General features: G+C 52.6%; 26 protein-coding genes and 1 riboswitch. Of the genes, 16 read left to right on the top strand and 10 right to left on the bottom strand.

Translation table 11 applies throughout. The features are described from left to right. Positions 1-4: 4 nt before the first annotated feature. Positions 5-973 (top strand): NADH oxidoreductase, encoded by a 969-nt coding sequence (gene hcr, locus FDX04_RS15975; RefSeq protein ID WP_079223499.1) that lies wholly within the window; start codon positions 5-7, stop codon positions 971-973. A 57-nt stretch (positions 974-1,030) separates the two neighbouring features. Here the strand turns inward: hcr and FDX04_RS15970 are convergent, their stop codons facing one another. After that, complete coding sequence (locus FDX04_RS15970; protein ID WP_137360814.1) at positions 1,031-1,465, bottom strand: DoxX family protein; 435 nt, start codon at positions 1,463-1,465, stop codon at positions 1,031-1,033. 153 nt (positions 1,466-1,618) lie between these two features. Between FDX04_RS15970 and poxB the strand changes: the two genes are divergently transcribed. From poxB to FDX04_RS15950, 4 genes are all read left to right on the top strand, one after another. Further along, positions 1,619-3,337, top strand: a complete 1,719-nt coding sequence (poxB, locus tag FDX04_RS15965) for a ubiquinone-dependent pyruvate dehydrogenase (RefSeq protein ID WP_137360813.1) — start codon at positions 1,619-1,621, stop codon at positions 3,335-3,337. A gap of 36 nt (positions 3,338-3,373) precedes the next feature. Continuing rightward, positions 3,374-4,375 carry a low-specificity L-threonine aldolase gene (gene ltaE / locus FDX04_RS15960; RefSeq protein WP_137360812.1) on the top strand — a complete coding sequence of 334 codons (1,002 nt, stop codon included), beginning with the start codon at positions 3,374-3,376 and terminating at the stop codon, positions 4,373-4,375. Positions 4,376-4,385: 10 nt separating this feature from the next. Continuing rightward, entirely contained in the window at positions 4,386-5,816 is a 1,431-nt protein-coding gene (locus FDX04_RS15955; RefSeq protein WP_137360811.1) for an SDR family oxidoreductase, read from the top strand. Between the two features lie 97 nt (positions 5,817-5,913). Further along, a complete protein-coding gene (locus FDX04_RS15950; RefSeq protein WP_079223497.1) occupies positions 5,914-6,927 on the top strand; it encodes an NAD(P)-dependent oxidoreductase in 1,014 nt (337 codons plus the stop codon). Here FDX04_RS15950 and FDX04_RS15945 read toward each other — a convergent pair. Both FDX04_RS15945 and FDX04_RS15940 read right to left on the bottom strand, forming a co-directional pair. After that, complete coding sequence (locus tag FDX04_RS15945) at positions 6,924-7,754, bottom strand: N-acetylmuramoyl-L-alanine amidase (RefSeq protein WP_137371209.1); 831 nt, start codon at positions 7,752-7,754, stop codon at positions 6,924-6,926. The genes FDX04_RS15950 and FDX04_RS15945 overlap by 4 nt on opposite strands. After that, positions 7,751-8,074, bottom strand: a complete 324-nt coding sequence (locus tag FDX04_RS15940; RefSeq protein WP_001160725.1) for a heavy metal-binding domain-containing protein — start codon at positions 8,072-8,074, stop codon at positions 7,751-7,753. Before FDX04_RS15940 ends, FDX04_RS15945 begins: the two co-directional genes overlap by 4 nt. Positions 8,075-8,200: 126 nt before the next feature. On the opposite strand from FDX04_RS15940, the gene FDX04_RS15935 reads away from it, so the two are divergent. The 7 genes from FDX04_RS15935 to yegS all read left to right on the top strand — a co-directional run bounded on the left by FDX04_RS15935 (position 8,201) and on the right by yegS (position 13,752). Then, entirely contained in the window at positions 8,201-8,716 is a 516-nt protein-coding gene (locus FDX04_RS15935) for a lipoprotein (protein ID WP_137371208.1), read from the top strand. Positions 8,717-8,943: 227 nt separating this feature from the next. Beyond that, on the top strand, positions 8,944-9,672 hold the full coding sequence (artP, locus tag FDX04_RS15930) for an arginine ABC transporter ATP-binding protein ArtP (RefSeq protein ID WP_003027295.1): 729 nt from the start codon (positions 8,944-8,946) through the stop codon (positions 9,670-9,672). A 16-nt stretch (positions 9,673-9,688) separates the two neighbouring features. Beyond that, the gene (gene artI, locus FDX04_RS15925) at positions 9,689-10,420 is read left to right on the top strand and encodes an arginine ABC transporter substrate-binding protein ArtI (protein WP_137371207.1); all 732 of its coding nucleotides are present in this window, start codon (positions 9,689-9,691) and stop codon (positions 10,418-10,420) included. Between the two features lie 6 nt (positions 10,421-10,426). Further along, positions 10,427-11,143 carry an arginine ABC transporter permease ArtQ gene (artQ, locus tag FDX04_RS15920; protein ID WP_042307396.1) on the top strand — a complete coding sequence of 239 codons (717 nt, stop codon included), beginning with the start codon at positions 10,427-10,429 and terminating at the stop codon, positions 11,141-11,143. Next, positions 11,143-11,811, top strand: coding sequence for an arginine ABC transporter permease ArtM (artM, locus tag FDX04_RS15915; RefSeq protein WP_003844364.1), 669 nt, complete (start codon positions 11,143-11,145; stop codon positions 11,809-11,811). The genes artQ and artM overlap by 1 nt, the downstream gene beginning before the upstream one ends. A gap of 178 nt (positions 11,812-11,989) precedes the next feature. Next, positions 11,990-12,721 carry an arginine ABC transporter substrate-binding protein ArtJ gene (artJ, locus tag FDX04_RS15910; RefSeq protein WP_061382043.1) on the top strand — a complete coding sequence of 244 codons (732 nt, stop codon included), beginning with the start codon at positions 11,990-11,992 and terminating at the stop codon, positions 12,719-12,721. Positions 12,722-12,852: 131 nt separating this feature from the next. After that, positions 12,853-13,752: a lipid kinase YegS gene (yegS, locus tag FDX04_RS15905; protein ID WP_042307392.1), complete on the top strand. Its 900-nt coding sequence runs from the start codon at positions 12,853-12,855 to the stop codon at positions 13,750-13,752. A gap of 21 nt (positions 13,753-13,773) precedes the next feature. Here yegS and fbaB read toward each other — a convergent pair whose 3' ends face one another. Continuing rightward, the gene (gene fbaB, locus FDX04_RS15900; RefSeq protein ID WP_006683855.1) at positions 13,774-14,826 is read right to left on the bottom strand and encodes a class I fructose-bisphosphate aldolase; all 1,053 of its coding nucleotides are present in this window, start codon (positions 14,824-14,826) and stop codon (positions 13,774-13,776) included. A 252-nt stretch (positions 14,827-15,078) separates the two neighbouring features. On the opposite strand from fbaB, the gene FDX04_RS15895 reads away from it, so the two are divergent. Genes FDX04_RS15895 through FDX04_RS15885 form a run of 3 tightly spaced genes read left to right on the top strand, consistent with a single transcriptional unit; the run spans position 15,079 to position 18,322 of the window. Beyond that, positions 15,079-16,356 carry a nucleoside permease gene (locus tag FDX04_RS15895; protein WP_042307390.1) on the top strand — a complete coding sequence of 426 codons (1,278 nt, stop codon included), beginning with the start codon at positions 15,079-15,081 and terminating at the stop codon, positions 16,354-16,356. Continuing rightward, positions 16,353-17,357, top strand: a complete 1,005-nt coding sequence (locus FDX04_RS15890) for an ADP-ribosylglycohydrolase family protein (RefSeq protein WP_137360806.1) — start codon at positions 16,353-16,355, stop codon at positions 17,355-17,357. Before FDX04_RS15895 ends, FDX04_RS15890 begins: the two co-directional genes overlap by 4 nt. Beyond that, the gene (locus FDX04_RS15885; RefSeq protein WP_137371206.1) at positions 17,354-18,322 is read left to right on the top strand and encodes a PfkB family carbohydrate kinase; all 969 of its coding nucleotides are present in this window, start codon (positions 17,354-17,356) and stop codon (positions 18,320-18,322) included. Before FDX04_RS15890 ends, FDX04_RS15885 begins: the two co-directional genes overlap by 4 nt. Here the strand turns inward: FDX04_RS15885 and FDX04_RS15880 are convergent. Genes FDX04_RS15880 through thiM form a run of 3 tightly spaced genes read right to left on the bottom strand, consistent with a single transcriptional unit; the run spans position 18,296 to position 20,669 of the window. Next, positions 18,296-19,042, bottom strand: a complete 747-nt coding sequence (locus FDX04_RS15880) for a GntR family transcriptional regulator (protein WP_137371205.1) — start codon at positions 19,040-19,042, stop codon at positions 18,296-18,298. The two genes, FDX04_RS15885 and FDX04_RS15880, sit on opposite strands and share 27 nt — an antisense overlap. A 41-nt stretch (positions 19,043-19,083) precedes the next feature. After that, positions 19,084-19,884 (bottom strand): bifunctional hydroxymethylpyrimidine kinase/phosphomethylpyrimidine kinase, encoded by an 801-nt coding sequence (gene thiD, locus FDX04_RS15875; protein WP_137371204.1) that lies wholly within the window; start codon positions 19,882-19,884, stop codon positions 19,084-19,086. Further along, positions 19,881-20,669: a hydroxyethylthiazole kinase gene (gene thiM, locus FDX04_RS15870; protein WP_137360802.1), complete on the bottom strand. Its 789-nt coding sequence runs from the start codon at positions 20,667-20,669 to the stop codon at positions 19,881-19,883. The genes thiD and thiM overlap by 4 nt, the downstream gene beginning before the upstream one ends. A gap of 31 nt (positions 20,670-20,700) precedes the next feature. Beyond that, positions 20,701-20,796: riboswitch (TPP riboswitch) on the bottom strand. A gap of 365 nt (positions 20,797-21,161) precedes the next feature. Between thiM and FDX04_RS15865 the strand changes: the two genes are divergently transcribed. Beyond that, a complete protein-coding gene (locus FDX04_RS15865) occupies positions 21,162-21,413 on the top strand; it encodes a hypothetical protein (RefSeq protein ID WP_071603011.1) in 252 nt (83 codons plus the stop codon). 24 nt (positions 21,414-21,437) lie between these two features. Here the strand turns inward: FDX04_RS15865 and FDX04_RS15860 are convergent, their stop codons facing one another. The 3 genes from FDX04_RS15860 to FDX04_RS15850 form a co-directional block, all read right to left on the bottom strand. Further along, positions 21,438-21,896: a hypothetical protein gene (locus FDX04_RS15860; RefSeq protein ID WP_063162046.1), complete on the bottom strand. Its 459-nt coding sequence runs from the start codon at positions 21,894-21,896 to the stop codon at positions 21,438-21,440. A gap of 64 nt (positions 21,897-21,960) precedes the next feature. Next, positions 21,961-23,829: a hypothetical protein gene (locus FDX04_RS15855; RefSeq protein WP_137371203.1), complete on the bottom strand. Its 1,869-nt coding sequence runs from the start codon at positions 23,827-23,829 to the stop codon at positions 21,961-21,963. After that, positions 23,822-24,022, bottom strand: coding sequence for a hypothetical protein (locus FDX04_RS15850; protein WP_046883281.1), 201 nt, complete (start codon positions 24,020-24,022; stop codon positions 23,822-23,824). The genes FDX04_RS15855 and FDX04_RS15850 overlap by 8 nt, the downstream gene beginning before the upstream one ends. Positions 24,023-24,112 lie beyond the last annotated feature (90 nt).

Raw genomic sequence — 24,112 nt, 5'->3', positions numbered from 1 at the left:
AAGAATGACAATGCCAACTCATCAGTGCCCATGGCGGATGCAGGTGCATCACATCCATCAGGAAACGCCGGATGTATGGACAATTTCGTTGCTGTGCCACGACTATTATCCGTACCGCGCCGGGCAGTATGCACTGGTCAGCGTACGTAATTCAGCGGAGACCCTGCGTGCTTACACCATTTCATCCACACCGGGAGTAAGCGAGTTCATCACGCTGACTGTTCGCCGGATTGACGATGGTGCAGGCTCACAGTGGCTGACCCGCGACGTGAAGCGCGGCGACTATATCTGGCTGTCCGATGCCATGGGTGAATTTACCTGTGAAGATAAGGCGGAAGATAAGTTCCTGATGCTGGCTGCCGGTTGCGGCGTTACGCCAATCATGTCAATGCGTCGCTGGTTGGCAAAGTACCGCCCACAGGCCGATGTGCAGGTGATCTTTAACGTTCGTTCACCGCAAGATGTTATTTTTGCCGACGAATGGCGCGAATATCCGGTGACCTTAGTCGCTGAAAACAATGCCACCCACGGTTTTGTTTCTGGCCGACTGACGACCGATCTGCTGAAAAGCGTGCCGGATCTGGTCTCTCGTACCGTGATGACCTGCGGCCCGGCGCCGTATATGGATCTGGTCGAAAAAGAAGTCAAAGCGCTGGGCGTGACGCGCTTCTTTAAAGAGCAGTTCTTCACGCCGGTTGCCGAGGCCGCCACCAGCGGTCTGAAGTTCACCAAGCTGCAACCGGCAAAAGAGTTTTACGCGCCGGTGGGCAGTACGCTGCTGGAAGCGCTGGAAAGCAATAAAGTGCCGGTCGTTGCCGCATGTCGTGCGGGCGTTTGCGGCTGCTGCAAAACCAAAGTGGTTGACGGTAACTACACGGTCAGCAGCACCATGACGCTTACCGACGCAGAAATTGCCGAAGGTTACGTGCTGGCCTGCTCCTGTCATCCGCAGGGCGATTTAGTACTCGCTTAAACTCCTTCTTAGCTGCTCCAGGCCGGATAAAGCGTTTACGCCATATCCGGCCTTTTTTTACCGCCAGGCCGAATTCCCTGCCACCGAGAAACGCCCCGCCCCTAAAAACGCGACAGCCAGCGCGCCGATAAAAAAGTACACCATACTCTCAATCGCCCATGCGCCAGTTTTATCCAGTGACCAGGTTTCGCCCATCCCGACCATCAGCCATGCCACCACCATCGTAAAGGCCAGCCCCAACGCCGCCGGACGGGTCAGGATCCCAAGGATAATCAGGCAAGGCGCAACGACTTCCCCCAACAGAACGCCGTAAGCAATAAAGCCCGGAAAACCTTTCGCTACCAGCATGCCGCTGATGCCATCAATACCGGAGAACAATTTATGTAAGCCATGAAATAGCATCAATCCACCAACGGCGATGCGTAACAGAAACTTGCCAAAGTCTTCATGAGTCAGCGTTCGGTTAACTGCATTTAATAGTTTAGTAACCATTTGAATTCATTCCTTGTTTCACCATGCCAGATATCAAACTACGCGTTATCTGCTCGAAATGTAAGCTGCCGAAAATAAGGGGGAAATGAGAAGCATAACTATCATCTTCATCTAAACTTGTAACCGGTATCACATTAAAGGAGATGGAAAACCATGAAACAAACGGTTGCCGCTTTTATTGCTAAAACCCTCGAACAAGCTGGCGTTAAACGCATTTGGGGCGTAACGGGTGATTCATTAAATGGCCTCAGTGACAGTCTCAATCGCATGGGAACGATTGACTGGATGCCGACCCGTCATGAAGAAGTTGCCGCCTTCGCCGCTGGCGCAGAAGCGCAACTAACCGGCGAACTGGCCGTCTGTGCCGGTTCATGTGGACCGGGCAACCTGCACCTGATCAATGGTCTGTTTGATTGCCACCGCAACCATGTTCCGGTCCTGGCGATTGCCGCACATATCCCTTCCAGTGAGATCGGCAGCGGTTACTTTCAGGAGACCCACCCGCAAGAGTTGTTCCGCGAATGTAGCCACTATTGCGAGCTGGTTTCCAGCCCTGAACAGATCCCGCAGGTTCTCGCCATTGCAATGCGTAAAGCTGTATTAAATCGTGGCGTCTCGGTGGTGGTATTACCCGGCGACGTCGCGCTGAAGCCCGCGCCGGAAAGCGCCAGCACGCACTGGTATCATGCGCCACTCCCGGTCGTCACCCCGGAAGAAGAAGAACTCAGAAAACTGGCGCAACTACTGCGTTATTCCAGCAATATCGCCCTGATGTGCGGCAGCGGCTGTGCCGGTGCGCATCAAGAACTGGTAGAGTTTGCGGCAAAAATCAAAGCGCCGATTGTCCACGCCCTGCGGGGTAAAGAGCACGTCGAATACGACAACCCGTACGACGTCGGTATGACCGGGCTGATTGGCTTTTCATCCGGATTCCACACCATGATGAATGCCGACACGCTGATCCTGCTCGGCACCCAGTTTCCCTATCGCCCGTTCTACCCTACCGACGCCCAAATTATTCAGATTGATATCAATCCGGCGAGCATCGGCGCGCACAGTAAAGTTGATATGGCGCTGGTGGGCAATATTAAATCCACTCTCCGCGCCCTGTTGCCGTTGGTGGAGGAAAAAACCGAGCGGAAGTTTTTAGACAAAGCGCTGGAGCACTATCGTGAGGCGCGCAAGGGTCTGGATGATTTAGCCAAACCGAGCGATAAAGCCATTCATCCGCAGTATCTGGCGCAGCAGATCAGCCATTTTGCCGCTGACGACGCTATCTTTACCTGCGATGTTGGTACCCCAACGGTTTGGGCTGCACGCTATCTGAAAATGAACGGCAAACGTCGCCTTCTCGGGTCGTTTAATCACGGGTCGATGGCGAACGCTATGCCACAGGCACTCGGCGCACAAGCGACCGAACCGGGACGCCAGGTCATCGCCATGTGCGGTGACGGTGGTTTTAGCATGCTGATGGGCGATTTTCTGTCGGTTGTCCAGATGAAGCTGCCAGTAAAGATTATCGTCTTCAACAACAGCGTACTGGGATTTGTGGCGATGGAGATGAAGGCTGGCGGTTATCTGACCGACGGCACGGAGCTGCACGACACCAACTTCGCGCGGATTGCCGAAGCCTGCGGCATTACGGGCATTCGTGTGGAGAAATCCTCAGAGGTCGATGAGGCACTGCAAAGGGCGATGTCGATTGACGGTCCGGTACTGGTCGATGTGGTGGTGGCGAAAGAAGAGTTAGCCATCCCGCCGCAGATCAAACTCGAACAAGCGAAAGGTTTTAGCCTGTATATGTTGCGCGCAATCATCAGTGGACGCGGTGATGAAGTGATGGAACTGGCGAAAACTAACTGGCTCAGGTAAAACAGAGGGCATTACCTCACTAAAAAAGGAATGCCCGTGATTGATTTACGCAGTGATACCGTAACCCGGCCGAGCCGCGCCATGCTGGAAGAGATGATGGCGGCCCCGGTCGGGGACGACGTATACGGAGATGACCCTACCGTTAACGCTCTCCAGCAATACGCTGCTGAGCTTTCTGGCAAAGAAGCTGCTATTTTCTTACCTACCGGCACTCAGGCTAACCTGGTTGCGCTGCTCAGCCACTGCCAGCGCGGTGAAGAGTATATCGCAGGCCAGGGCGCACATAACTATCTCTACGAAGCGGGTGGCGCTGCGGTGCTCGGCAGCATCCAGCCGCAGCCTATCGATGCCGCGCCGGATGGCACCTTACCGCTGGACAAAGTGGCGGCAAAAATCAAAGCGGATGATATCCATTTTGCCCGCACACGTCTGCTTAGTCTGGAAAACACCCACAACGGCAAAGTGCTGCCACGCGAGTATCTGAAAGATGCCTGGGAATTCACTCGTGAGCGCAATCTGGCTCTGCACGTTGATGGCGCGCGTATTTTTAACGCCGTCGTTGCTTACGGCTGTGAGCTGAAAGAGATCACGCAATACTGCGACTCGTTCACCATTTGTCTCTCCAAAGGTCTGGGGACGCCGGTAGGCTCACTGCTGGTCGGTAGTCACGACTACATCAAACGTGCTATCCGCTGGCGTAAAATGACCGGCGGCGGAATGCGTCAGGCCGGGATTCTGGCTGCGGCCGGACTGTATGCGTTGAAAAATAACGTGGCGCGTTTACAGGAAGACCATGACAATGCGGCCTGGATGGCGGAACAGCTGCGCGAAGCAGGCGCAGACGTCATGCGTCACGATACCAACATGCTGTTTGTCCGCGTTGGCGAAGAGCACGCTGCTGCGCTGGGCGAGTATATGAAGGCGCAAGGCGTACTGATTAACGCCTCCCCAATTGTACGCCTGGTGATGCATCTGGACGTATCGCGTGAACAACTTGCCGAAGTCGCCGCCTACTGGCGCGCTTTTTTAACTCGCTAAGGAGATGGGCGTGCCGCAACGGATTTTGGTTCTTGGCGCCAGTGGCTACATTGGTCAGCATCTGGTACAGGCGCTCAGCCAGCAAGGGCACCAGGTGCTGGCTGCGGCACGCCGTATTGAACGTCTGGAAAAACTGCAACTGGCTAACGTCAGTTGCCACAAAGTCGACTTAACCTGGCCTGATAACCTGACGCCGCTGCTGACGGATGTTGATACGGTTTATTATCTGGTCCATGGCATGGGTGAAGGCGGTGATTTTATCGCTCATGAGCGCCAGGTCGCGATGAACGTGCGTGATGCGCTACGTAGCATTCCCGTCAAACAGCTTATTTTCCTGAGCTCATTACAGGCTCCGCGGCATGAACAATCCGATCATCTGCGTGCACGGCAGATAACCGCGGACATCCTGCGCGAAGCGGGCGTGCCGATGACCGAATTACGAGCAGGCATTATCGTCGGGGCGGGTTCCGCCGCTTTTGAAGTGATGCGCGATATGGTCTACAACCTGCCGGTACTTACGCCTCCGCGCTGGGTACGTTCGCGTACCACGCCCATCGCGCTGGAAAATTTGATGTACTATCTGGTGGCGCTGTTGGACCATCCCACAAGCCATCACCGCATACTCGAAGCCGCAGGGCCGCAGATATTAAGCTATCAGGAACAGTTCGAACATTTTATGGCCGTCAGCGGCAAGCACCGCTTGTTGATCCCTATCCCCTTTCCGACCAGTTGGATTTCGGTGTGGTTTTTGAATGTTATTACGTCGGTACCGCCCACTACGGCAAAGGCGCTGATACAAGGCTTAAAGCATGACTTGCTGGCCGATGACGCTGAGCTACGCGCGCTGATCCCACAAAAGCTGATCGCCTTTGATGACGCAGTGCGCAGCACGCTGAAAGAAGAAGAGAAGCTGGTTAACTCCAGCGACTGGGGGTATGACGCTCAGGCATTCGCCCGCTGGCGTCCCGAATATGGCTATTTTGCCAAACAGGCTGGCTTTAGCGTCGACACCTCCGCCAGCCTGAAAGCGCTGTGGCAAGTGGTGAACCGTCTCGGCGGGAAAGAGGGCTATTTCTTTGGCAATTTTTTGTGGAAGACGCGCGCCGCGCTGGACCTGCTGGTCGGCCATAAGCTGGCAAAAGGTCGCCCGGATAACCCGTTGTTGCAGGTTGGCGATGCCGTGGATAGCTGGAAAGTGATCATCGTTGAGCCAGAAAAACAGCTCACACTGCTGTTTGGCATGAAAGCGCCGGGATTAGGCCGTTTAAGCTTTACACTGGAAGATAAAGGCGATCATCGGCGCATCGATGTACGAGCCTGGTGGCATCCGCACGGCATGCCCGGTCTCTTCTACTGGTTGTTGATGATCCCGGCTCATCTGTTCATTTTCAGAGGGATGGCGAAGCGTATCGCCAAACTTGCAGAACAAATCACAGACTAATGACAAAAAGAGACTGTATTCTTTCACGTTTCCCATTGCATACAGTCGTATTTCACGGAAGAATGCGCACGATGTTTTTTAAACACAGTGGATTGATATGAAGGTACTGGTTACCGGAGCCACCAGCGGCTTAGGCCGAAATGCGGTTGAGTTTCTATGCAGCAAAGGCGTCAGCGTCAGAGCCACCGGTCGCAACGAAGCGATGGGCAAGCTGCTGGAGAAAATGGGCGCAGAATTTGTGCATGCGGATTTGACCGAACTGGTCTCTTCGCAGGCAAAAGTCATGCTCGCAGGTATCGACACGCTGTGGCACTGCTCCAGTTTTACCTCACCATGGGGAACGCAGGAAGCCTTCGATCTGGCCAACGTTCGTGCTACCCGCCGTCTGGGCGAATGGGCCGTTGCCTGGGGCGTACGTAACTTTATCCATATCTCCTCTCCGTCGCTCTATTTTGACTATCACCACCATCGGGATATCAAAGAAGACTTCCGACCACATCGCTTCGCCAATGAATTCGCCCGCAGTAAAGCGGCTGGTGAAGATGTGATTGCGCTGCTCGCACAGGCTAACCCGCAGACCCGCTTCACAGTATTGCGCCCGCAAAGTCTGTTCGGACCTCACGATAAAGTTTTTATCCCCCGTCTGGCCCACATGATGTACCACTACGGCAGCATCCTGTTGCCGCACGGTGGAAGTGCGCTGGTGGATATGACCTATTATGAGAACGCGGTACACGCGATGTGGCTGGTAAGCCAGGAAGCCTGCGATAAGCTGCCGTCAGGCCGCGCATACAACATTACTAACGGCGAGCATCGAACGCTGCGCAGTATCGTGCAGAAGCTGATCGACGAGTTGAATATTGATTGCCGAATCCGCTCGGTGCCATACCCGATGCTGGACATGATTGCCCGCAGCATGGAGCGTCTGGGCAATAAATCGGCGAAAGAACCAAAGCTTACGCACTACGGCGTATCGAAGCTGAATTTTGACTTTACTCTGGATACCAGCCGCGCACAGGAAGAGTTAGGTTATCAGCCCATCGTCACGCTGGATGAAGGGATTGAGCGTACCGCAGCCTGGCTGCGCGACCACGGTAAGCTACCGCGTTAACCCTGCCCGTATTTCTCCAGTAACGCTTCGGCAATCGCCTGAGTTTCTGCGTCCGCCACGCCGTTCCACAACGTCGGGCGGAAGTGCATCTGGAATGCCATAATCACCCGCTGCTGTTCACGCGGCGTCATATCAGGTTTTACCTCATAGCCATAGCGCGACAGCAGATCGAGTAACGATGCAGTGTCTACCGGCATAGACGGCGCTCTCCCATTGAGATAAAACGCCACGCGGTGAGCATCAGGCCATGCGCCAATCCCCTGTGCTGCCAGTTGTTTCCACGGAAACAATGGGCCTGGATCGTCCTTACGCTGCGGTGCGACGTCCGCATGGGCCACCACGTTTTGCGGCTTGATATCGTAGCGAGCAATAATGTCCTTCGCCAGTGGGATCAACGCCTGAATCTGCGCTGGCTCAAACGGGGCAAAATATTTCGTTCCCGCCGATTTTTGCCAGCCGCGGTTTTCCAGCTCAATGCCAATCGAGGTATCGTTAATCCGCGTAGCGCCGCACCAGAAGCTAATCCCGGCATGCCAGGCCAGATCTTTTTCCGGCACCAGTTGCCAGATACGCGGCTTGCCGTGGTAGAGCGGTGGCACAGCCGGGATCAGATAGTGCGAACTGACGTTTTTATCGGTCAGCGTAGCCAGAGAAGCGTCAAAATCATCGGCCGTGTAATGGATAACCAGTACTTTAATGCGCGGATAAGCGGCCTGCGCCTGACGGCGGGTATCCAACTGATATCCGTCTTTATCGACAATCCCTTTTTCGCCAGCACAGCCCACCAGCAGCAGCGTCAATGCCAGCAGCCACAACAGATGCTTCATCGGCGAGTTTTCACCGCAGTGCCGCTGACGCTCACCATCAACATGCTGCCATCTTTACCCACGGTTTCGTAATCAATGTCGATACCGACGACCGCATCAGCACCCAGCGCTTTCGCCTGTTCACCCAGCTCCTGAAAAGCAATTTCGCGCGCTTTGCGCAACTCTTTTTCATATGCGCCGGAGCGACCGCCGACAATATCGCGAATGCCAGCGAAGAAATCACGGAAGATATTCGCGCCTAAAATGGCTTCACCCGTAACCACACCGCAGTATTCCACGATGCTCTGCCCTTCAAGCGTTGGGGTAGTTGAAAACTGCATGGTTAATCTCCTTTTTGCGCTAAGAGCACGATCTCAAAAGCATTATCGAACCGATCCACTATCATTGAAAGGATATATTCTATCAACGTAGAACACTAATAGTAGAAAGCTAATAAGGAAATCATTATGCGCTACTCGAAACTCTCTCTGCTGGTTCCATGTGCACTACTTCTCAGCGCCTGTACTACCGTGACTCCGGCCTATAAAGATAACGGCACGCGGAGCGGTGCATGCGTAGAAGGCGGGCCAGACAGCGTGGCTCAACAATTCTATGATTACCGTATTCAGCATCGAAACAATGACATTACCGCCCTTCGTCCATACCTCAGCGACAATCTGGCTAAACTGCTGACCGATGCCAGCCGTGATAACGCGCATCGCGATCTGTTTAACAGCGATCCGTTCTCCAGCCGCTCTACGTTACCGGATAGCGCCAGCGTCGCCAGCGCATCGACTATTCCGAATAGTGATGCACGCAACATTCCGCTGCGCATAGAGCTGAAACAGGGTGACCAAAGCTGGCGTGACGAAGTGCTGATGATCCGCGAAGGCCAGTGCTGGGTAGTAGACGACGTCCGCTATCTGGGCGGCAGCGTACACGCGCCAGCCGGGACGCTGCGCCAGTCTGTGGAAAACCGCTAGTCGCCCCCATTCACCCGCCTGTTTCATAAACCCCATAAATTGTCTGGCATTCTGCATAGAATGCCGACAATTATTCTTGCCCGCTGGTGGCCCCGCTATTTTGTGCTATGTTTAGATAAGAATGCGGTTTGCATTTAACTTTTAACGCATAAATATTGCATAACTATTCTGTCAAAGGTAGTATCTGCGGCTTCAATAGCTATCAGACTGCCAGCATACGAGTGTCAATGAGTATTCAATTAAACGGCATTAACTGCTTCTACGGCGCACATCAGGCGCTGTTCGATATCACGCTGGATTGCCCTCAGGGTGAAACACTGGTGTTACTTGGCCCTAGTGGAGCCGGGAAAAGCTCGCTACTGCGCGTACTCAACCTGCTTGAGATGCCGCGCTCGGGCACGCTCTCTATTGCGGGTAACCGTTTCGACTTCACGAAAACGCCGTCAGATAAAGCTATTCGCGATCTGCGCCAGAACGTGGGTATGGTTTTTCAGCAATATAATCTTTGGCCGCACCTCACAGTTGTACAGAATCTGATTGAAGCGCCCTGCCGTGTGCTCGGTCTGACAAAAGAGCAGGCAATGGCGCGCGCCGAGAAACTGCTCGAACGTCTGCGTCTGAAGCCCTACAGCGATCGTTATCCGCTGCATCTCTCCGGCGGCCAGCAGCAGCGTGTGGCAATTGCCCGCGCGTTGATGATGGAACCACAGGTACTGCTGTTTGACGAACCGACCGCCGCGCTTGATCCGGAAATTACCGCGCAAATCGTCAGCATCATTCGTGAGCTGGCGGAAACCAACATTACTCAGGTGATCGTCACCCACGAAGTGGAAGTTGCTCGTAAAACGGCCAGTCGTGTGGTGTATATGGAAAACGGTCATATCGTCGAGTTTGGGGATGCGAGCTGCTTTGCCAACCCGCAAACCGAAGCGTTTAAAAACTATCTTTCTCACTAAGATTCGGGACAATACAATGAAAAAAGTTCTGATTGCCGCGCTAATCGCAGGTTTTAGCCTTTCCGCTACCGCAGCCCAAACCATTCGTTTCGCTACCGAAGCGTCTTATCCTCCGTTTGAATCTATCGATGCGAATAACAAGATCGTAGGTTTTGACGTTGATCTGGCGAACGCGCTGTGTAAAGAGATCGATGCTACCTGTACGTTTACCAATCAGGCATTCGACAGCCTGATCCCAAGCCTGAAATTCCGTCGTTTTGACGCAGTGATGGCAGGTATGGACATCACGCCTGAGCGTGAAAAACAGGTCCTGTTTACCACCCCTTACTACGACAACTCTGCGCTGTTTGTTGGCCAGCAGGGTAAATACACCAGCATTGATCAGCTGAAAGGCAAAAAAGTTGGCGTACAAAACGGGACTACGCACCAGAAATTCATCATGGATAAGCATCCGGAAGTGACCACCGTACCATATGACAGCTATCAGAATGCCAAACTCGATCTGCAAAACGGTCGCATTGACGGTGTATTCGGTGATACCGCAGTGATAACCGAGTGGCTGAAAGACAATCCAAAACTGGCCGCGGTTGGCGACAAAGTGACGGATAAAGATTACTTCGGTACGGGTCTGGGCATCGCGGTGCGTCAGGGCAACACTGAGCTGCAGCAGAAATTTAACGCTGCACTGGAAAAAGTGAAGAAAGATGGGACTTACGAGACCATCTACAACAAATGGTTCCAGAAGTAATATTTGATGAATGAATTTTTTCCGTTAGCAAGCGCCGCCGGGATGACCGTCGGCCTTGCGGTTTGTGCGCTAATCATTGGCCTCGCGCTCGCCATGTTTTTTGCCGTCTGGGAGTCCGTAAAATGGCGTCCGGTGGCATGGGCAGGTTCAGCGCTGGTTACCATTCTGCGCGGGTTACCAGAAATTCTGGTGGTTCTGTTTATCTATTTCGGCTCCTCGCAACTGCTGCTGACGCTGGCCGATGGTTTTACGATTAATCTCGGGTTTGTAGACATCCCGGTACAGATGCAGATCGAAAACTTCGACGTCAGTCCGTTCCTGTGCGGTGTGATTGCGCTGTCTTTGCTGTACGCCGCCTATGCGTCGCAAACACTGCGTGGCGCGCTGAAGGCCGTGCCACTCGGACAATGGGAATCGGGTCAGGCGTTGGGTTTATCTAAAACCGCGATCTTCTTTCGCCTGGTGATGCCGCAGATGTGGCGTCACGCTCTGCCGGGACTGGGTAACCAGTGGCTGGTATTGCTGAAAGATACCGCGCTGGTCAGCCTGATCAGCGTGAACGATCTGATGCTGCAAACCAAAAGCATTGCCACGCGTACCCAGGAGCCATTTACCTGGTACATTGTGGCGGCGGCTATTTACCTGGTGATTACGCTGGTGAGTCAGTACATTCTCAAACGCATTGACCTGCGCGCGACACGTTTTGAGCGGAGACCAGGCTGATGCTCGAGTATTTACCTGAATTGTTAAAAGGGCTGCATACCAGCCTGACGCTGACGGTCGCCTCCATCGTGGTTGCTCTGGTGCTGGCACTGATTTTCACCGTCATCCTGACGCTAAAAACGCCGGTACTGGTCTGGCTGGTCCGCGCCTATATCACGCTGTTTACCGGTACGCCGTTGCTGGTGCAAATCTTCCTGATCTACTACGGGCCAGGACAGTTCCCGACGCTGCAGGAGTATCCGGTACTGTGGCATCTGCTCTCCGAACCGTGGCTGTGCGCGTTAATTGCGCTGTCGTTAAACAGTGCGGCTTACACCACGCAACTGTTCTACGGCGCTATCCGCGCCATCCCGGAAGGCCAGTGGCAGTCATGCGGTGCATTGGGGATGAGCAAAAAGGATACGCTGGCGATTCTGTTGCCATATGCCTTTAAACGCGCCCTCTCCTCGTATTCCAACGAAGTGGTACTGGTGTTTAAAAGTACCTCACTGGCTTACACCATCACGCTGATGGAAGTCATGGGCTATAGTCAGTTGCTGTATGGTCGCACTTATGACGTCATGGTCTTCGGCGCGGCGGGCGTGATTTACCTGATCGTCAACGGTTTGCTGACGCTGATGATGCGCTTAATCGAACGTAAAGCGCTGGCGTTTGAACATCGAAATTAAGCCGATAACTGCATAAAGCGAAAAACAAAAGACGGGCAAGTCTAACAACCGCCCGTCTTTTTTTATACCAATAAAATACTTAATCAATTTTATTGCATATAAATTCATTAAGTGGCATTGTTACTTCACGCCGCAGACACGGTAAATCATCATAAGATTGACAGACGGGAGTTCCACCATGAAAAAGTTAGTACTGGCCGCATTACTGGCTACTTTCGCCGCTGGCGCCTCAGCCGCTGATAAAATTAGCTTTGGTGTATCAGCGACTTATCCGCCATTTGAATCGCTGGACGCGAGCAACAAAATTGTCGGTTTTGACATTGACCTGGCAACGGCGCTGTGCAAACAAATGCAGGCGGAATGTACGTTTACCAATCATGCTTTCGACAGCCTGATCCCCGCGCTGAAATTCAAAAAATATGATGCAGTGATTTCCGGAATGGATATCACGCCTGAGCGTAGCAAACAGGTTGCGTTCACTCAGCCTTACTATGCTAACTCCGCGCTGGTTATTGCCAAGAAAGACGCCTATAAAACCTTTGCCGATCTGAAAGGAAAACGCATCGGTATGGAAAACGGCACCACGCACCAGAAATACCTGCAGGACAAACATCCTGAAGTGAAAACCGTGGCCTATGACAGCTATCAGAATGCGATTATCGACCTGAAAAATGGCCGTATTGATGGCGTATTTGGCGATACCGCCGTCGTTAACGAGTGGCTGAAAACTAACCCGCAATTAGGCGTGGCTACCGACAAAGTGACCGACCCACAATACTTCGGTACCGGTCTTGGCATTGCGGTTCGCCCGGATAACAAAGCCCTGCTGGAAAAACTGAATAACGCGCTGGCCGCCATCAAAGCGGACGGCACCTACCAAAAAATCAGCGATCAGTGGTTCCCGCAGTAATTTCCGCTCAATCTGAAAAGCCGCAACCGCGGCTTTTTTTTATCTCTTCGTCTGCGCTTTCAGTCAGTTCTTACGCCATAAATGCATTCATGGCATACACTAGTTAAAACGATAAAGAATGAGGCATAAGGATGATAGCGTTTCCTGCCAGCTTGCTGATCCTCAATGGAAAAAGTGCTGATAATCTTCCCCTACGTGACGCCATTGCAAATCTGCGTGATGAGGGTGTGGAAATCCATGTTCGCGTCACCTGGGAAAAAGGCGACGCTCAACGTTACGTGGATGAAGCGCGTCGATTAGGCGTTGCAACGGTGATTGCCGGCGGCGGCGACGGCACGATCAACGAAGTCTCTACAGCGCTAATCCAGTCGCAGGGTGGCAATATTCCCGCCCTGGGTATTTTACCGTTGGGAACGGCGAATGACTTTGCCACCAGCGTGGGTATACCCGACGACCTTGATAAAGCGTTAAAGCTGGCTATTGCCGCAAATGCCGCTGAAATTGATATGGTACAGGTCAATGATAAAACCTGTTTTATCAATATGGCGACCGGCGGCTTCGGTACACGCATCACCACCGAAACGCCAGAAAAACTCAAAGCCGCGCTGGGCGGCGTATCGTATTTTATTCACGGTTTAATGCGCATGGATACGCTCAAGCCCGACGTCTGCGACATCCGTGGAGAAGATTTTCACTGGCAGGGCAAAGCGCTGGTGATTGGGATTGGTAATGGCCGCCAGGCCGGTGGTGGACAACAGCTTTGCCCGACGGCGCTGATTAACGACGGTCTGCTGCAACTGCGCATTTTCACCGGCGAGGAGTTGCTGCCTGGGCTGCTTTCAGCGTTAACGCAATCTGAAGACAACCCTAATATCATTGATGGCGCTTCATCGTGGTTTGATATCCGCGCCCCACACGAAATTACCTTTAATCTTGATGGCGAACCGCTCAGCGGACAGGAATTTCATATTGAAATCCTGCCCGCGGCGCTACGTTGCAGACTGCCGCCGGGTTGCCCGTTGTTGCGCTAACAAAACGGCACCCCGCCGGAATCAGGCAATGGTGACTTTGCTGTCCAGATAAACATCCTGCACGGCGTTAATCAGCTTAACGCCGTCGGCCATGGTTTTCTTGAAAGCTTTGCGTCCAAGGATCAGCCCCATACCGCCAGCACGTTTATTAATGACCGCCGTACGTACCGCATCGCTCAGATCGGTTTCTCCACCGGCAGCGCCGCCAGAGTTAATTAATCCGGCGCGCCCCATATAGCAGTTCGCCAACTGATAGCGTACCAGGTCAATCGGGTTATCGCTGGTCAGCTTGCTGTAGACGCGATCGTCGGTGTAGCCAAAGTTAACGGCTTTGTATCCGCCGTTATTTTCCGCCATTTTCTGCTTCACAATATCCGCCCCAATGGTGGCTGCCAGATGGTTAGCCTGACCGGTGAGATCGGCGGAGACGTGATAATCCACGCCGTCTTTCTTAAACGCGGAGTTACGCAGATAAGCCCACAGTACGGTGACCATACCCAGTTCATGGGCACGCTCAAACGCGGCAGAAATCTCTTCAATCTGACGGCGAGACTCCTCAGAACCGAAATAGATTGTCGCCCCGACCGCAACCGCGCCCATATTGAACGCCTGCTCGACGCTGGCGTATAGCGTCTGGTCAAACGTATTGGGATAACTGAGCGTTTCGTTGTGGTTAATCTTCACAAGGAACGGAATGCGGTGCGCGTAACGGCGGGAAACAGAAGCCAGCACGCCATAAGTCGATGCCACGCAGTTACACCCTGCTTCGATTGCCAGTTCCACGATATTCTTTGGATCAAAGTACAACGGGTTAGCCGCAAACGATGCCCCGGCGGAATGCTCCACGCCCTGGTCCACCGGAAGAATCGACAGGTACCCTGTTCCGGCCAGACGGCCCGTGTTATACAGCGTCTGCATATTACGCAGTACGGCTGGCGGACGGTTGTTATCAACCATTACGCGATCGACGTAATCATGTCCTGGCAGGTAAAGTTGGTCAGAAGGAATGGTCATACAACGATGCTGTAAAAGGCTGTCGGCATCTTTGCCAAGCAACTGCGCAATATCAGTCATAGCTATGCTCCCGTAAGTTCCGATTAATAATCGGAATGTGAATTATCCTGACCCGCCTTTTTGCGGGCAGCAATAAGCCTGGTACCGACTGCGCTTTTTTTCCATCTTTAGCGCACTTTTCAGCGATTTCCGCTGGAACGATTCAGGAAGAAATAGTGTTAAGGCGGTCAAATTTAGACCACAAAGGTATTTTAAAGGTATTATCTGGTGGTACTATCAACGCGTACCTTACCTGTCATGAAGGATTTAAAGATGAAAACTACAGTTAAGCTGTCGTTCATGATGTTTGTTGAGTGGTTTATCTGGGGCGCCTGGTTTGTCCCACTTTGGCTGTGGCTCAGCAAAAGTGGCTTTACCGCGGGTGAAATTGGTTGGTCTTACGCCTGTACCGCCATTGCCGCGATCCTGTCGCCGATTCTGGTTGGCTCTATCACTGACCGCTTCTTCTCAGCGCAAAAAGTCCTCGCCGTGTTGATGTTTGTCGGCGCTATCCTGATGTACTTCGCCGCGCAGCAAACCACCTTCAGCGGATTCTTCCCGCTGTTACTGGCCTATTCACTGACCTACATGCCGACAATTGCGTTAACCAACAGTATCGCTTTTGCCAACGTACCGGACGTTGAGCGTGATTTCCCACGCATTCGCGTGATGGGCACCATTGGCTGGATTGCGTCTGGTTTGGCCTGCGGCTTCTTGCCGCAAATGCTCGGCTATAGCGATATTTCCCCCACCAATATTCCCCTGCTTGTCACGGCCGGAAGTTCCGCGCTGTTAGGCGTTTTTGCGTTCTTTTTACCGGATACGCCGCCGAAAAGTACCGGCAAGATGGATTTCAAAGTCATGCTGGGGCTGGATGCGCTGATCCTGCTGCGGGATAAGAACTTCCTCGTCTTTTTCTGTTGCTCATTCCTGTTTGCCATGCCGCTGGCGTTTTATTACATCTTCGCCAACGGTTATCTGACAGAAGTTGGGATGAAAAATGCCACCGGTTGGATGACGCTGGGCCAGTTCTCTGAAATCTTCTTTATGCTGGCGCTGCCGTTCTTCACCAAACGCTTTGGCATTAAAAAGGTATTATTGCTTGGTCTTATTACTGCGGCTATCCGCTACGGATTCTTCGTTTACGGCGGTGCGGAAGAATATTTCACTTATGCCCTGCTGTTTCTCGGCATTCTGCTACACGGCGTCAGTTATGACTTCTACTACGTTACGGCCTATATCTATGTCGATAAAAAAGCGCCGGTACACATGCGCACCGCAGCACAAGGGCTTATCACGCTCTGCTGTCAGGGATTCGGCAGCCTGCTGGGTTATCGCCTGGGCGGCGTAATGATGGAAAAAATGTTTGCCTATAAGGAACCGGTTAATGGTCTCACCTTCAACTGGGCGGGCATGTGGGGATTTGGCGCGATCATGATCGCCGTCATCGCCGTGCTGTTTATGATTTTCTTTCGCGAATCAGACAAAGAAATTACCGCCATTAAGGTGGACGATCGCGATGTAGCGTTGAAACAAGGGGAAGTGAAATGAAAGCAGAACGTATTCTCGGTGCTCTTTATGGGCAGGCGTTAGGGGATGCGATGGGCATGCCGTCGGAACTGTGGCCAAGAACCCGGGTAAAAGCACACTTCGGTTGGATCGACCGTTTCTTGCCTGGACCTGCGGAAAATAATGCCGCCTGCTATTTTAACCAGGCGGAATTTACCGATGACACATCCATGGCCTTGTGTCTGGCTGATGCCCTGCTTGAATGTGACGGAAAGATAGTCCCAGACGTTATTGGCCGCAATATTCTGGCCTGGGCCGAACGTTTCGATGCTTTTAATAAAAACGTGCTTGGTCCAACGTCAAAAATTGCGCTAAATGCCATTCGCAACGGTAAACCAGTTGCCGAACTGGAAAATAATGGCGTCACTAACGGGGCGGCAATGCGCGTTTCGCCGCTGGGATGTCTGCTGCCCGCGCGCGATCTCGATACCTTTATTGATGACGTGGCACTGGCCTCCAGCCCGACGCATAAATCGGATCTGGCTATCGCCGGCGCAGTCGTCATCGCATGGGCGGTGTCGCGTGCTATCGACGGAGGAAAATGGTCGGAGATTGTTGACGCGCTACCTGCCATTGCCCGACATGCGCAGCAAAAACGGATCACCACCTTTAGCGCCTCGCTCTCTGCCCGTCTTGAACTGGCGCTGAAAATCGTCCGTCATACCGATGGCATTGAGTCCGCCAGCGAGCAGTTGTACCAGGTCGTTGGGGCCGGGACCAGCACCATTGAGTCCGTGTCCTGCGCCATCGCGATGGTCGAACTGGCGCAGACCGATCCTAACCGCTGCGCCATTCTGTGCGCGAATCTTGGCGGCGATACCGACACCATCGGGGCAATGGCGACCGCTATTTGCGGTGCGTTGCACGGCGTAAGCGCGATTGACCCGGCATTGAAACAGGAACTGGATGCGGTAAATCAGTTAGATTTTACCCGCTATGCCAATGGATTACTACGACTGCGCGGGCAACGGGAGGCGTTATGAACAGCACCACGCGTCTGCAACACCTTCTCCCGCAGTTAGGTTCACACAGGCCGGTCACGGTGGTGGGGGCGGCGGTCATTGATGTGATTGCCGATGCGTATGCCCTCCCCTGGCGCGGATGTGATATCGAGCTTAAACAGCAAGGCGTTAACATTGGCGGCTGCGCGCTCAATATTGCCGTGGCGCTCAGGCGTTTAGAGATCAACGCCAGCAATGCGCTACCGCTGGGTCAGGGGGTATGGGCCGATATTATCCGCAACCGGATGGCAAAAGAGGGATTGCACAGCCTGATCGACAACGCGGAAGGCGATAACGGCTGGTGTCTGGCGCTGGTGGAACCGGATGGCGAACGTACCTTTATGTCTTTTAGCGGCGTCGAAAACCAGTGGAACGCCGACTGGCTGGCGCGTCTGAACATCCCGCGTAACAGCCTGGTCTATCTGTCAGGCTATCAGTTAGCCTCTCCATGTGGCGAGCTGCTGGTACAGTGGCTGGAAGGTCTGGAAGACGTGACGCCATTTATCGATTTTGGTCCGCGAATCGGCGATATTTCAGACGACTTAATGGCGCGAATCATGGCCTGCCGCCCACTGGTATCACTCAATCGACAGGAGGCCGAAATTGCCGCCGAGCGGTTTGCATTAAGCCAGGATGTAGAAGGTTTTGGCGTTGAGTGGGTGCGCCGTTTCGCCGCGCCGGTGGTGATACGCCACGATAAAGACGGCGCGTGGTATTTCAGCGCGCAAACATCCGGTTGCGTGCCAGCATTTAAGACCACCGTCGTTGATGCCATTGGCGCGGGCGACAGCCACGCCGGTGGCATGCTGGCCGGACTGGCGTCAGGCTGGCCGCTGGCTGATGCGGTACTGCTGGGCAATGCGGTGGCTTCCTGGGTAGTCGGGCATCGCGGCGGCGATTGTGCCCCCTCGCGAGAGGCGTTACTCCTCGCACACAAAGACGTATAGATCGCTTCGGCAATAGCTGATGCTGTATTCAATGGGCCGTTGCTGCTGGTCAAGCGCTACCTGCTTGATCACCAGCACCGGCACTTTGCTGTCCATTTGAATGTGTGCCTGGAACTCCGCGTCTGGCATCCGGGCGCTGACGCGTGAGCGCGTACACTGCGGGAAGATATGCTGGCTGCGGAAATACTCATACAGCGAAACGCCGATGGCATCCACATCATGGATTAGTTGGGCCGGTACCCATGACTCTTCAATGGAAACGGCGTCTTCATCGACATAGCGAATACGTTTGAGCAGGAAGACCTCACTCCCGACGGCAACAGCCAACTGCTGCGCCACCTCTTCCGGACAAGGCACAATGCGCTTGTTGACCCACAGCGTATCCGGTTTTTTGCCGCGTAAAACAACCTGCTGCGAAAAACCCCGCGCTTCTTTGAGCGAATACTCGAAGATGTTGTTGATCTGCGTCCCGTAACCGCGGGCGCGTGTCACCACGCCTTCTTGCTCCAGAGCCTGCATCGCCTTGCGTACCGTAATTCGCGACACGCCGGTCAACTGACTGAGATCGCGCTCGCCGGGCAGGATATTGCCATGCTCAAGGATCCCGCTGCGCACAGCGTTTTTCACCGTTTGCGCAAATTTCATATACAGCGGCGTGTTATCTGCCGCTGCAATGCGTTCATTCAGTTGCGCGATAAGCTGGGTATGCGCTTGTTCCATTTATCTTTTTCCTGCAGCCGTTTCTGCAGTCAGTATACTCATTACCACCACGCGTGGAAATGATGCACCGGACCAATTCCCTCGCCCACTTCCAGCGTGTCGGCTTGTGCCAGCGCCGCCGAAAGCCACAGTTTGGCCTCCTGTACCGTATCGGCCCAGTTGTTATGCCGTGGACGCAGCGCCGCCAGCGCTGCGGAAAGAGTACAACCGGTACCGTGGGTATTTTTGGTCATCACCCTTGGCGCAGTAAAACGCTGTTCGCCATCACGGGTAAACAGCCAGTCCGGGCTTTGCGCATCCTCCAGATGACCGCCTTTCATCAGCACCGCCTCACAGCCCAGCGCTCGCAGCGCCCTTCCCTGTTCTAACATCTCCTGCTCAGTTTGCGCATGCGATGCGCCGAGCAATGCCGCTGCCTCCGGCAAATTTGGGGTGATAATTGAAACCTGCGGCAACAAACGGGTACGCAGCGTTTCTACCGCCGCAGGCGACAGTAACGGATCGCCACTTTTCGCCAGCATCACCGTATCCAGCACCACATTTTGCACCCGATGGCGGTGCAAACGTTCGGCGACCGCTTCAACAATATCCGCTTCCGCCAGCATGCCGATTTTGGTGGTATCGATACGTACATCGCTGAACACCGAGTCCAGTTGTGCGGCAACAAAGTCAGGTTCAATGCGATACACCGACTGCACCCCGCGCGTATTTTGCGCCACCAACGCCGTGATCACCGAACAGCCGTAAGCGCCAAGCGCGGAGAAAGTTTTTAAATCGGCCTGAATACCCGCGCCACCGCTGGGATCGGTTCCGGCAATCGTTAATGCGTTAATCCGTTTCATGCTTGCTCCTGCGCGTTCAGGTTATAGAGGGCGTCGAGAAATGCCGGGACAAAACTGCCCGGTCCGGTCGATTGTTGCGTGGCGATTTGTCCGGCCTGTTTCATCCAGCTACAGGCGGAAGCGACGTTATCAAGCCGGTCGCCGGGCAAGGCACAGCTGGCCGCAACGACCGCAGATAGCGCGCATCCTGTGCCGACTACGCGCGTCATCAATATATCGCCGCCATTCACGCAGACGGTACGCTGACCATCGGTAACATAGTCCACTTCGCCGGTCACCACGACAATGGTTCCAACCCGACGAGCCAGCGCCTGAGCAGCACCAAGCGCAGCGGCTGGCGTATCGGTCGTGTCCACGCCACGGCCCCCACTGTTCATTCCCGCTAGCGCCAGTATTTCTGAGGCATTACCGCGAATTACGGCTGGCTGTAGCGACAGTAAATCCAGACAAAATCGGCGGCGAAAATCGAGTGCGCCCACGGCAACGGGATCGAGCGCCCAGGGAGTTCTGGCAAGGTGTGCCTGCTCAACGGCAGCGCGCATCGCCGTGGCCCGCTCTCGGGTTAGCGTGCCGACGTTAACCAGCAACGCGCTGGCGATAGCCGCAAACTGGCTGGCTTCCTCGGGCTCAATCACCATCGCAGGTGATGCGCCTAACGCCAACAGCGTATTGGCGGTAAAGTTTTGCACGACCTCATTGGTCATACAGTGTACAAGGGGGGAAAGCGTTCTAAATTGGTGTAAGGCGTGGGCCGCGAGCGCGCGGCTGTGCAGGTCAGGCTGCATGGTTCAGCTCCTGCCCGCGCGAAGAAGGGACACGAGCAGTGTCAGACTTCCCTACGCTGGCATTATCCAGATCAGGTGGTACGGGTATTTCTCAGCCTTCACAAGAAGGGCACCCCGAGTCATGTAGATTGAATCTCTATACTTTTTGCCAGCTTAGGGGAAGTTGCTTGCTGGCGCAAGCCCACCCTTCCGGTTATCGCTTCTTCGCGCTGTACCCCACCTTGTACCTCAGTTTGTACCCCACTAAATTCACAACCATTGATCAAATACCGACCAACAAAACCAGTGTTATCACCTATGAATCACGTAAAAGAAGTCACTTGAGCAGCATAAAATACCGCACAATTTACCAACTGTGAATTTAACCAGTAAACTGCGTTTTCATTGTTGCAAAGCGAAGCGGTGAGAATTACCATTAACACTACATGTTGTGTTTATTCATAAATCAGATACAACATGTGCAAAAATTCACTTCCTGAATAGGTGTTGAGAATGGCTAATAATTCAAAGCAAACATCAAGCAAAGTCGCATCAGTAGCAGCACAAACCTTGAACAACCCTAACGCATCTGGAATCCAAAAGAGCCTTGCTGGTTCAGCACTGTCTCAAAAGGGTTCTTCGAACCAAACAAGCGGTGCAATGGAACACAAAGCATCTGCTGCCCTCAACAACCCTCGCTCAAGTGAATTGACCAAAGAACTTGCCGCCTCTGTTCTGGCTCAGTCCAACAAAGGGCGTAAATGATAAAAAGGGGCGCAAGCCCCTTTTTTAACCTTCTTGTTTGTCGAGGAGATGTATTGCTTTCCAACATAAAAACATTGTGGCAATACTTGCCCCCTCGCCAATACTTTTTCCACATGCCACAGCAAATGCTTTATTCTGGATTTCTTCCCAATCAAATTTGAAAGCATTCAATTCTTCAAGAGTAACCTTGTAATCATGCTTATGCGCATAGTTATTTCTAACTTTGTTAATCGCTTTGAATGCAGAATAGTATTTATTATTGAGCAAGCCCATAGCAAAGGCCAAATCTACTTTTAAATCATAAGAACGGGTAGACCTGAAAAATGCCTTAGGCTCAACAAGGTTTCTTGAAATTAATGTTTCAAGAACTTTCTCAATAAATAGATGCCCCTTTAAGATGGGAGATAATTCCTCTTCTTCAAATACGAGGCGATCCATAACATGCTGATCAAGTTCATCAGAGGATAAATCATCAAAGTTCAAGATCGATTCCTTTAATTGAAATTTGGCTTAAGTGTTTTATCATAACCTTGATTCAGTATCATACTCATCCACCTGTAGAGGATTGACCGCTTAAAGCTGACAGCGTGAGCGATTGCATAAAGCTGGCTTGTGAAGCTCTCGCCTGGAAATCAATGTAATCGCTTAATCTTGAGCTATCGCTTGCAATGGTGAGCGGTACGGATGCCTCAAGATTTAGATTGAATGTAGGGTTCACCGTGTACACTGGCGCATTGCCGCTGCTAAGTGACATTGCAGAACCGCGAAGAGAATCACCATTTAGGCTGTATTGATTTGCCGCTGTTCCAGCATTACCACTACCAACGCCCAACCAATCCATGATAGCAGGCCCCACTGAGCGAGTATCAAAGCCTGTCTTATCCTGAATCCAATCCGCAGTAGCATTCGCAGAACCACCCACAGCACCATCATAGAGAGCCTGGGCCGCTGGCTTATCGCTATCAGTGAACCACTGAGGGAAACGAGAGCGAAGCCCTGCATTAAGATCGGAGATTACGCCGGAGATTTCCCCCACAAACCCGGTGATTTCTTTAGAAAGATTGCCTAAACCCTCTCCGAGCATTCCAGCTGATTCGGTGATCACTTTGGTGTTCTTCACGAGGTCATCACCGCCATCAGCAAAACCTTTCATGAATCCAGTAAAGAGGCTGTTATCAACGCCATTCATCAGATTACCCATTGCAACGGTTAGATCGCCGTAAGCATAGGTTTGTTTGATCTGTTCATCGTTAAGGGTTTGACCACTCTCTACAAGGGTTTTCAACGTCTTGCTAAACTGCGCACCATTATTCAGGAATAGATCGGTGTAGTGTGCAAGGTCATCCCCGTAATCCTCGATCAGGTGCCCGATGGACGCTTGAGACATTCCACGGCGCTGACCTTCGTTAACAGTGGCTTGAATGAAATCTAACGGGTTATCCTGGTACTGAGTGATCTGCTTCTTGTTCCAGCCGAACAGGTTCATAACGTTGTCTATAGCTCCGTTACCACCTTTCCATTTACCAGATTTCTGATCAAATGCGGAGTTTGTAACCGATTCTCCCAAGCGTTCGCGCACATCTTTGAAGTTGTCTGTCACCTTGTCTACTGATGCGCTATCTATACCATGTTGCTGTCCGTAAGCTACAAGGGCTTTAACAGCATTTGGATTAGTTTTAACCAGAGCTGACTTTCTAACTAACTCAAGGTTTTCATTACCTTTGTCACGAATACGAGACAGGACACCTGCCCCGCCAGCAAATGCAGCAGTGGCCCCGATTAAGCCCACTCCACCGCCGATGATGCCGTTTATACCTCTTTCTTTAATGCCCTTTGCAGCCCCTGCATAGTCTGTTTTCTTAGCATGGCGTATTGCCGCCGCCTGAGCCTGAGTGGAAGCTGTCACCTTAGCTTGTAACGCTGCTTCACGACGCATAAGAGCTATGCGTTCGCGTAGCTCATAGTTCATCTTCTGGCTACTAATCTGACCGTTACGGAAAAGCTCTGTCTGTTCCTTAGCGAAGCGGGAAAACTGGTATTGCTTCGCAGGATCAATGCCGTATTTCCCGGCTATGCCTTTCATCTGTAGATTAGCACTGCGGAATTTCAGATCGGCTGTTTCATTACGTTTGGCAATCTTCGCCGCTTCCCTGGCTTGCGCTTTCCCTGCCTTTTCTGCCTGGCGTTGCTGTTTTAAATCACTGGGCGTTTTAGGAGGGGTGGATTTTGAATCCGCTATTTGTTCCCGCGCTTTAGCTCTTCGTTGCTTTTGAGCCTGGAAACGAATCTTCGGATTCTCCAGCTTTTTAAAATGGCGTTGAAGGTCATCGGCGGCTTTTTTAGCCTCCGCAATACTGCTTTTATCTACGGTGAAAGTAACGGTGTTAACAATCTTACTTGTGTTAATCTCAAGCATCAGCACCGCCTTTCTGATCTAAAAAATGATGAATCGCTTGCTCTACAGTTTCACCACGAAAAATACGTTGTCTCACGCCGTTATAGTCAACATCTAATAGTCTGCAAATAGCAGCAACATTTAATAAGCCTTCGGCATCAGAGGCCGATAATTGAACATGCAGCCCTCTTGCAGATTTCAAAATTAATTGCATCTATCTTTCCTCATTCTGGAATAGAAAATAAAAAGGGGCAAGGGCTGGCGCATTTGCTTTGCGTGTTCCAGTTCCCTACGCCCCTGATTG

Origin of the sequence: Citrobacter sp. wls615 (genome assembly GCF_005281355.1) — a bacterium.
GTDB lineage: Bacteria > Pseudomonadota > Gammaproteobacteria > Enterobacterales > Enterobacteriaceae > Citrobacter > Citrobacter werkmanii.
The sequence above is the reverse complement of the archived record's forward strand: the minus strand, read 5'-3'. Positions and strand labels throughout refer to the sequence as shown.

Coding starts and splice junctions, on each gene's coding strand:
- hcr (WP_079223499.1), top strand. CDS start 5: ATGACAATGCCAACTCATCAGTGCCCATGGCGGATGCAGGTGCATCAC.
- FDX04_RS15970 (WP_137360814.1), bottom strand. CDS start 1,465: ATGGTTACTAAACTATTAAATGCAGTTAACCGAACGCTGACTCATGAA.
- poxB (WP_137360813.1), top strand. CDS start 1,619: ATGAAACAAACGGTTGCCGCTTTTATTGCTAAAACCCTCGAACAAGCT.
- FDX04_RS15950 (WP_079223497.1), top strand. CDS start 5,914: ATGAAGGTACTGGTTACCGGAGCCACCAGCGGCTTAGGCCGAAATGCG.
- FDX04_RS15945 (WP_137371209.1), bottom strand. CDS start 7,754: ATGAAGCATCTGTTGTGGCTGCTGGCATTGACGCTGCTGCTGGTGGGC.
- FDX04_RS15940 (WP_001160725.1), bottom strand. CDS start 8,074: ATGCAGTTTTCAACTACCCCAACGCTTGAAGGGCAGAGCATCGTGGAA.
- FDX04_RS15935 (WP_137371208.1), top strand. CDS start 8,201: ATGCGCTACTCGAAACTCTCTCTGCTGGTTCCATGTGCACTACTTCTC.
- artP (WP_003027295.1), top strand. CDS start 8,944: ATGAGTATTCAATTAAACGGCATTAACTGCTTCTACGGCGCACATCAG.
- artI (WP_137371207.1), top strand. CDS start 9,689: ATGAAAAAAGTTCTGATTGCCGCGCTAATCGCAGGTTTTAGCCTTTCC.
- artQ (WP_042307396.1), top strand. CDS start 10,427: ATGAATGAATTTTTTCCGTTAGCAAGCGCCGCCGGGATGACCGTCGGC.
- artM (WP_003844364.1), top strand. CDS start 11,143: ATGCTCGAGTATTTACCTGAATTGTTAAAAGGGCTGCATACCAGCCTG.
- artJ (WP_061382043.1), top strand. CDS start 11,990: ATGAAAAAGTTAGTACTGGCCGCATTACTGGCTACTTTCGCCGCTGGC.
- yegS (WP_042307392.1), top strand. CDS start 12,853: ATGATAGCGTTTCCTGCCAGCTTGCTGATCCTCAATGGAAAAAGTGCT.
- fbaB (WP_006683855.1), bottom strand. CDS start 14,826: ATGACTGATATTGCGCAGTTGCTTGGCAAAGATGCCGACAGCCTTTTA.
- FDX04_RS15895 (WP_042307390.1), top strand. CDS start 15,079: ATGAAAACTACAGTTAAGCTGTCGTTCATGATGTTTGTTGAGTGGTTT.
- FDX04_RS15890 (WP_137360806.1), top strand. CDS start 16,353: ATGAAAGCAGAACGTATTCTCGGTGCTCTTTATGGGCAGGCGTTAGGG.
- FDX04_RS15885 (WP_137371206.1), top strand. CDS start 17,354: ATGAACAGCACCACGCGTCTGCAACACCTTCTCCCGCAGTTAGGTTCA.
- FDX04_RS15880 (WP_137371205.1), bottom strand. CDS start 19,042: ATGGAACAAGCGCATACCCAGCTTATCGCGCAACTGAATGAACGCATT.
- thiD (WP_137371204.1), bottom strand. CDS start 19,884: ATGAAACGGATTAACGCATTAACGATTGCCGGAACCGATCCCAGCGGT.
- thiM (WP_137360802.1), bottom strand. CDS start 20,669: ATGCAGCCTGACCTGCACAGCCGCGCGCTCGCGGCCCACGCCTTACAC.
- FDX04_RS15865 (WP_071603011.1), top strand. CDS start 21,162: ATGGCTAATAATTCAAAGCAAACATCAAGCAAAGTCGCATCAGTAGCA.
- FDX04_RS15855 (WP_137371203.1), bottom strand. CDS start 23,829: ATGCTTGAGATTAACACAAGTAAGATTGTTAACACCGTTACTTTCACC.
- FDX04_RS15850 (WP_046883281.1), bottom strand. CDS start 24,022: ATGCAATTAATTTTGAAATCTGCAAGAGGGCTGCATGTTCAATTATCG.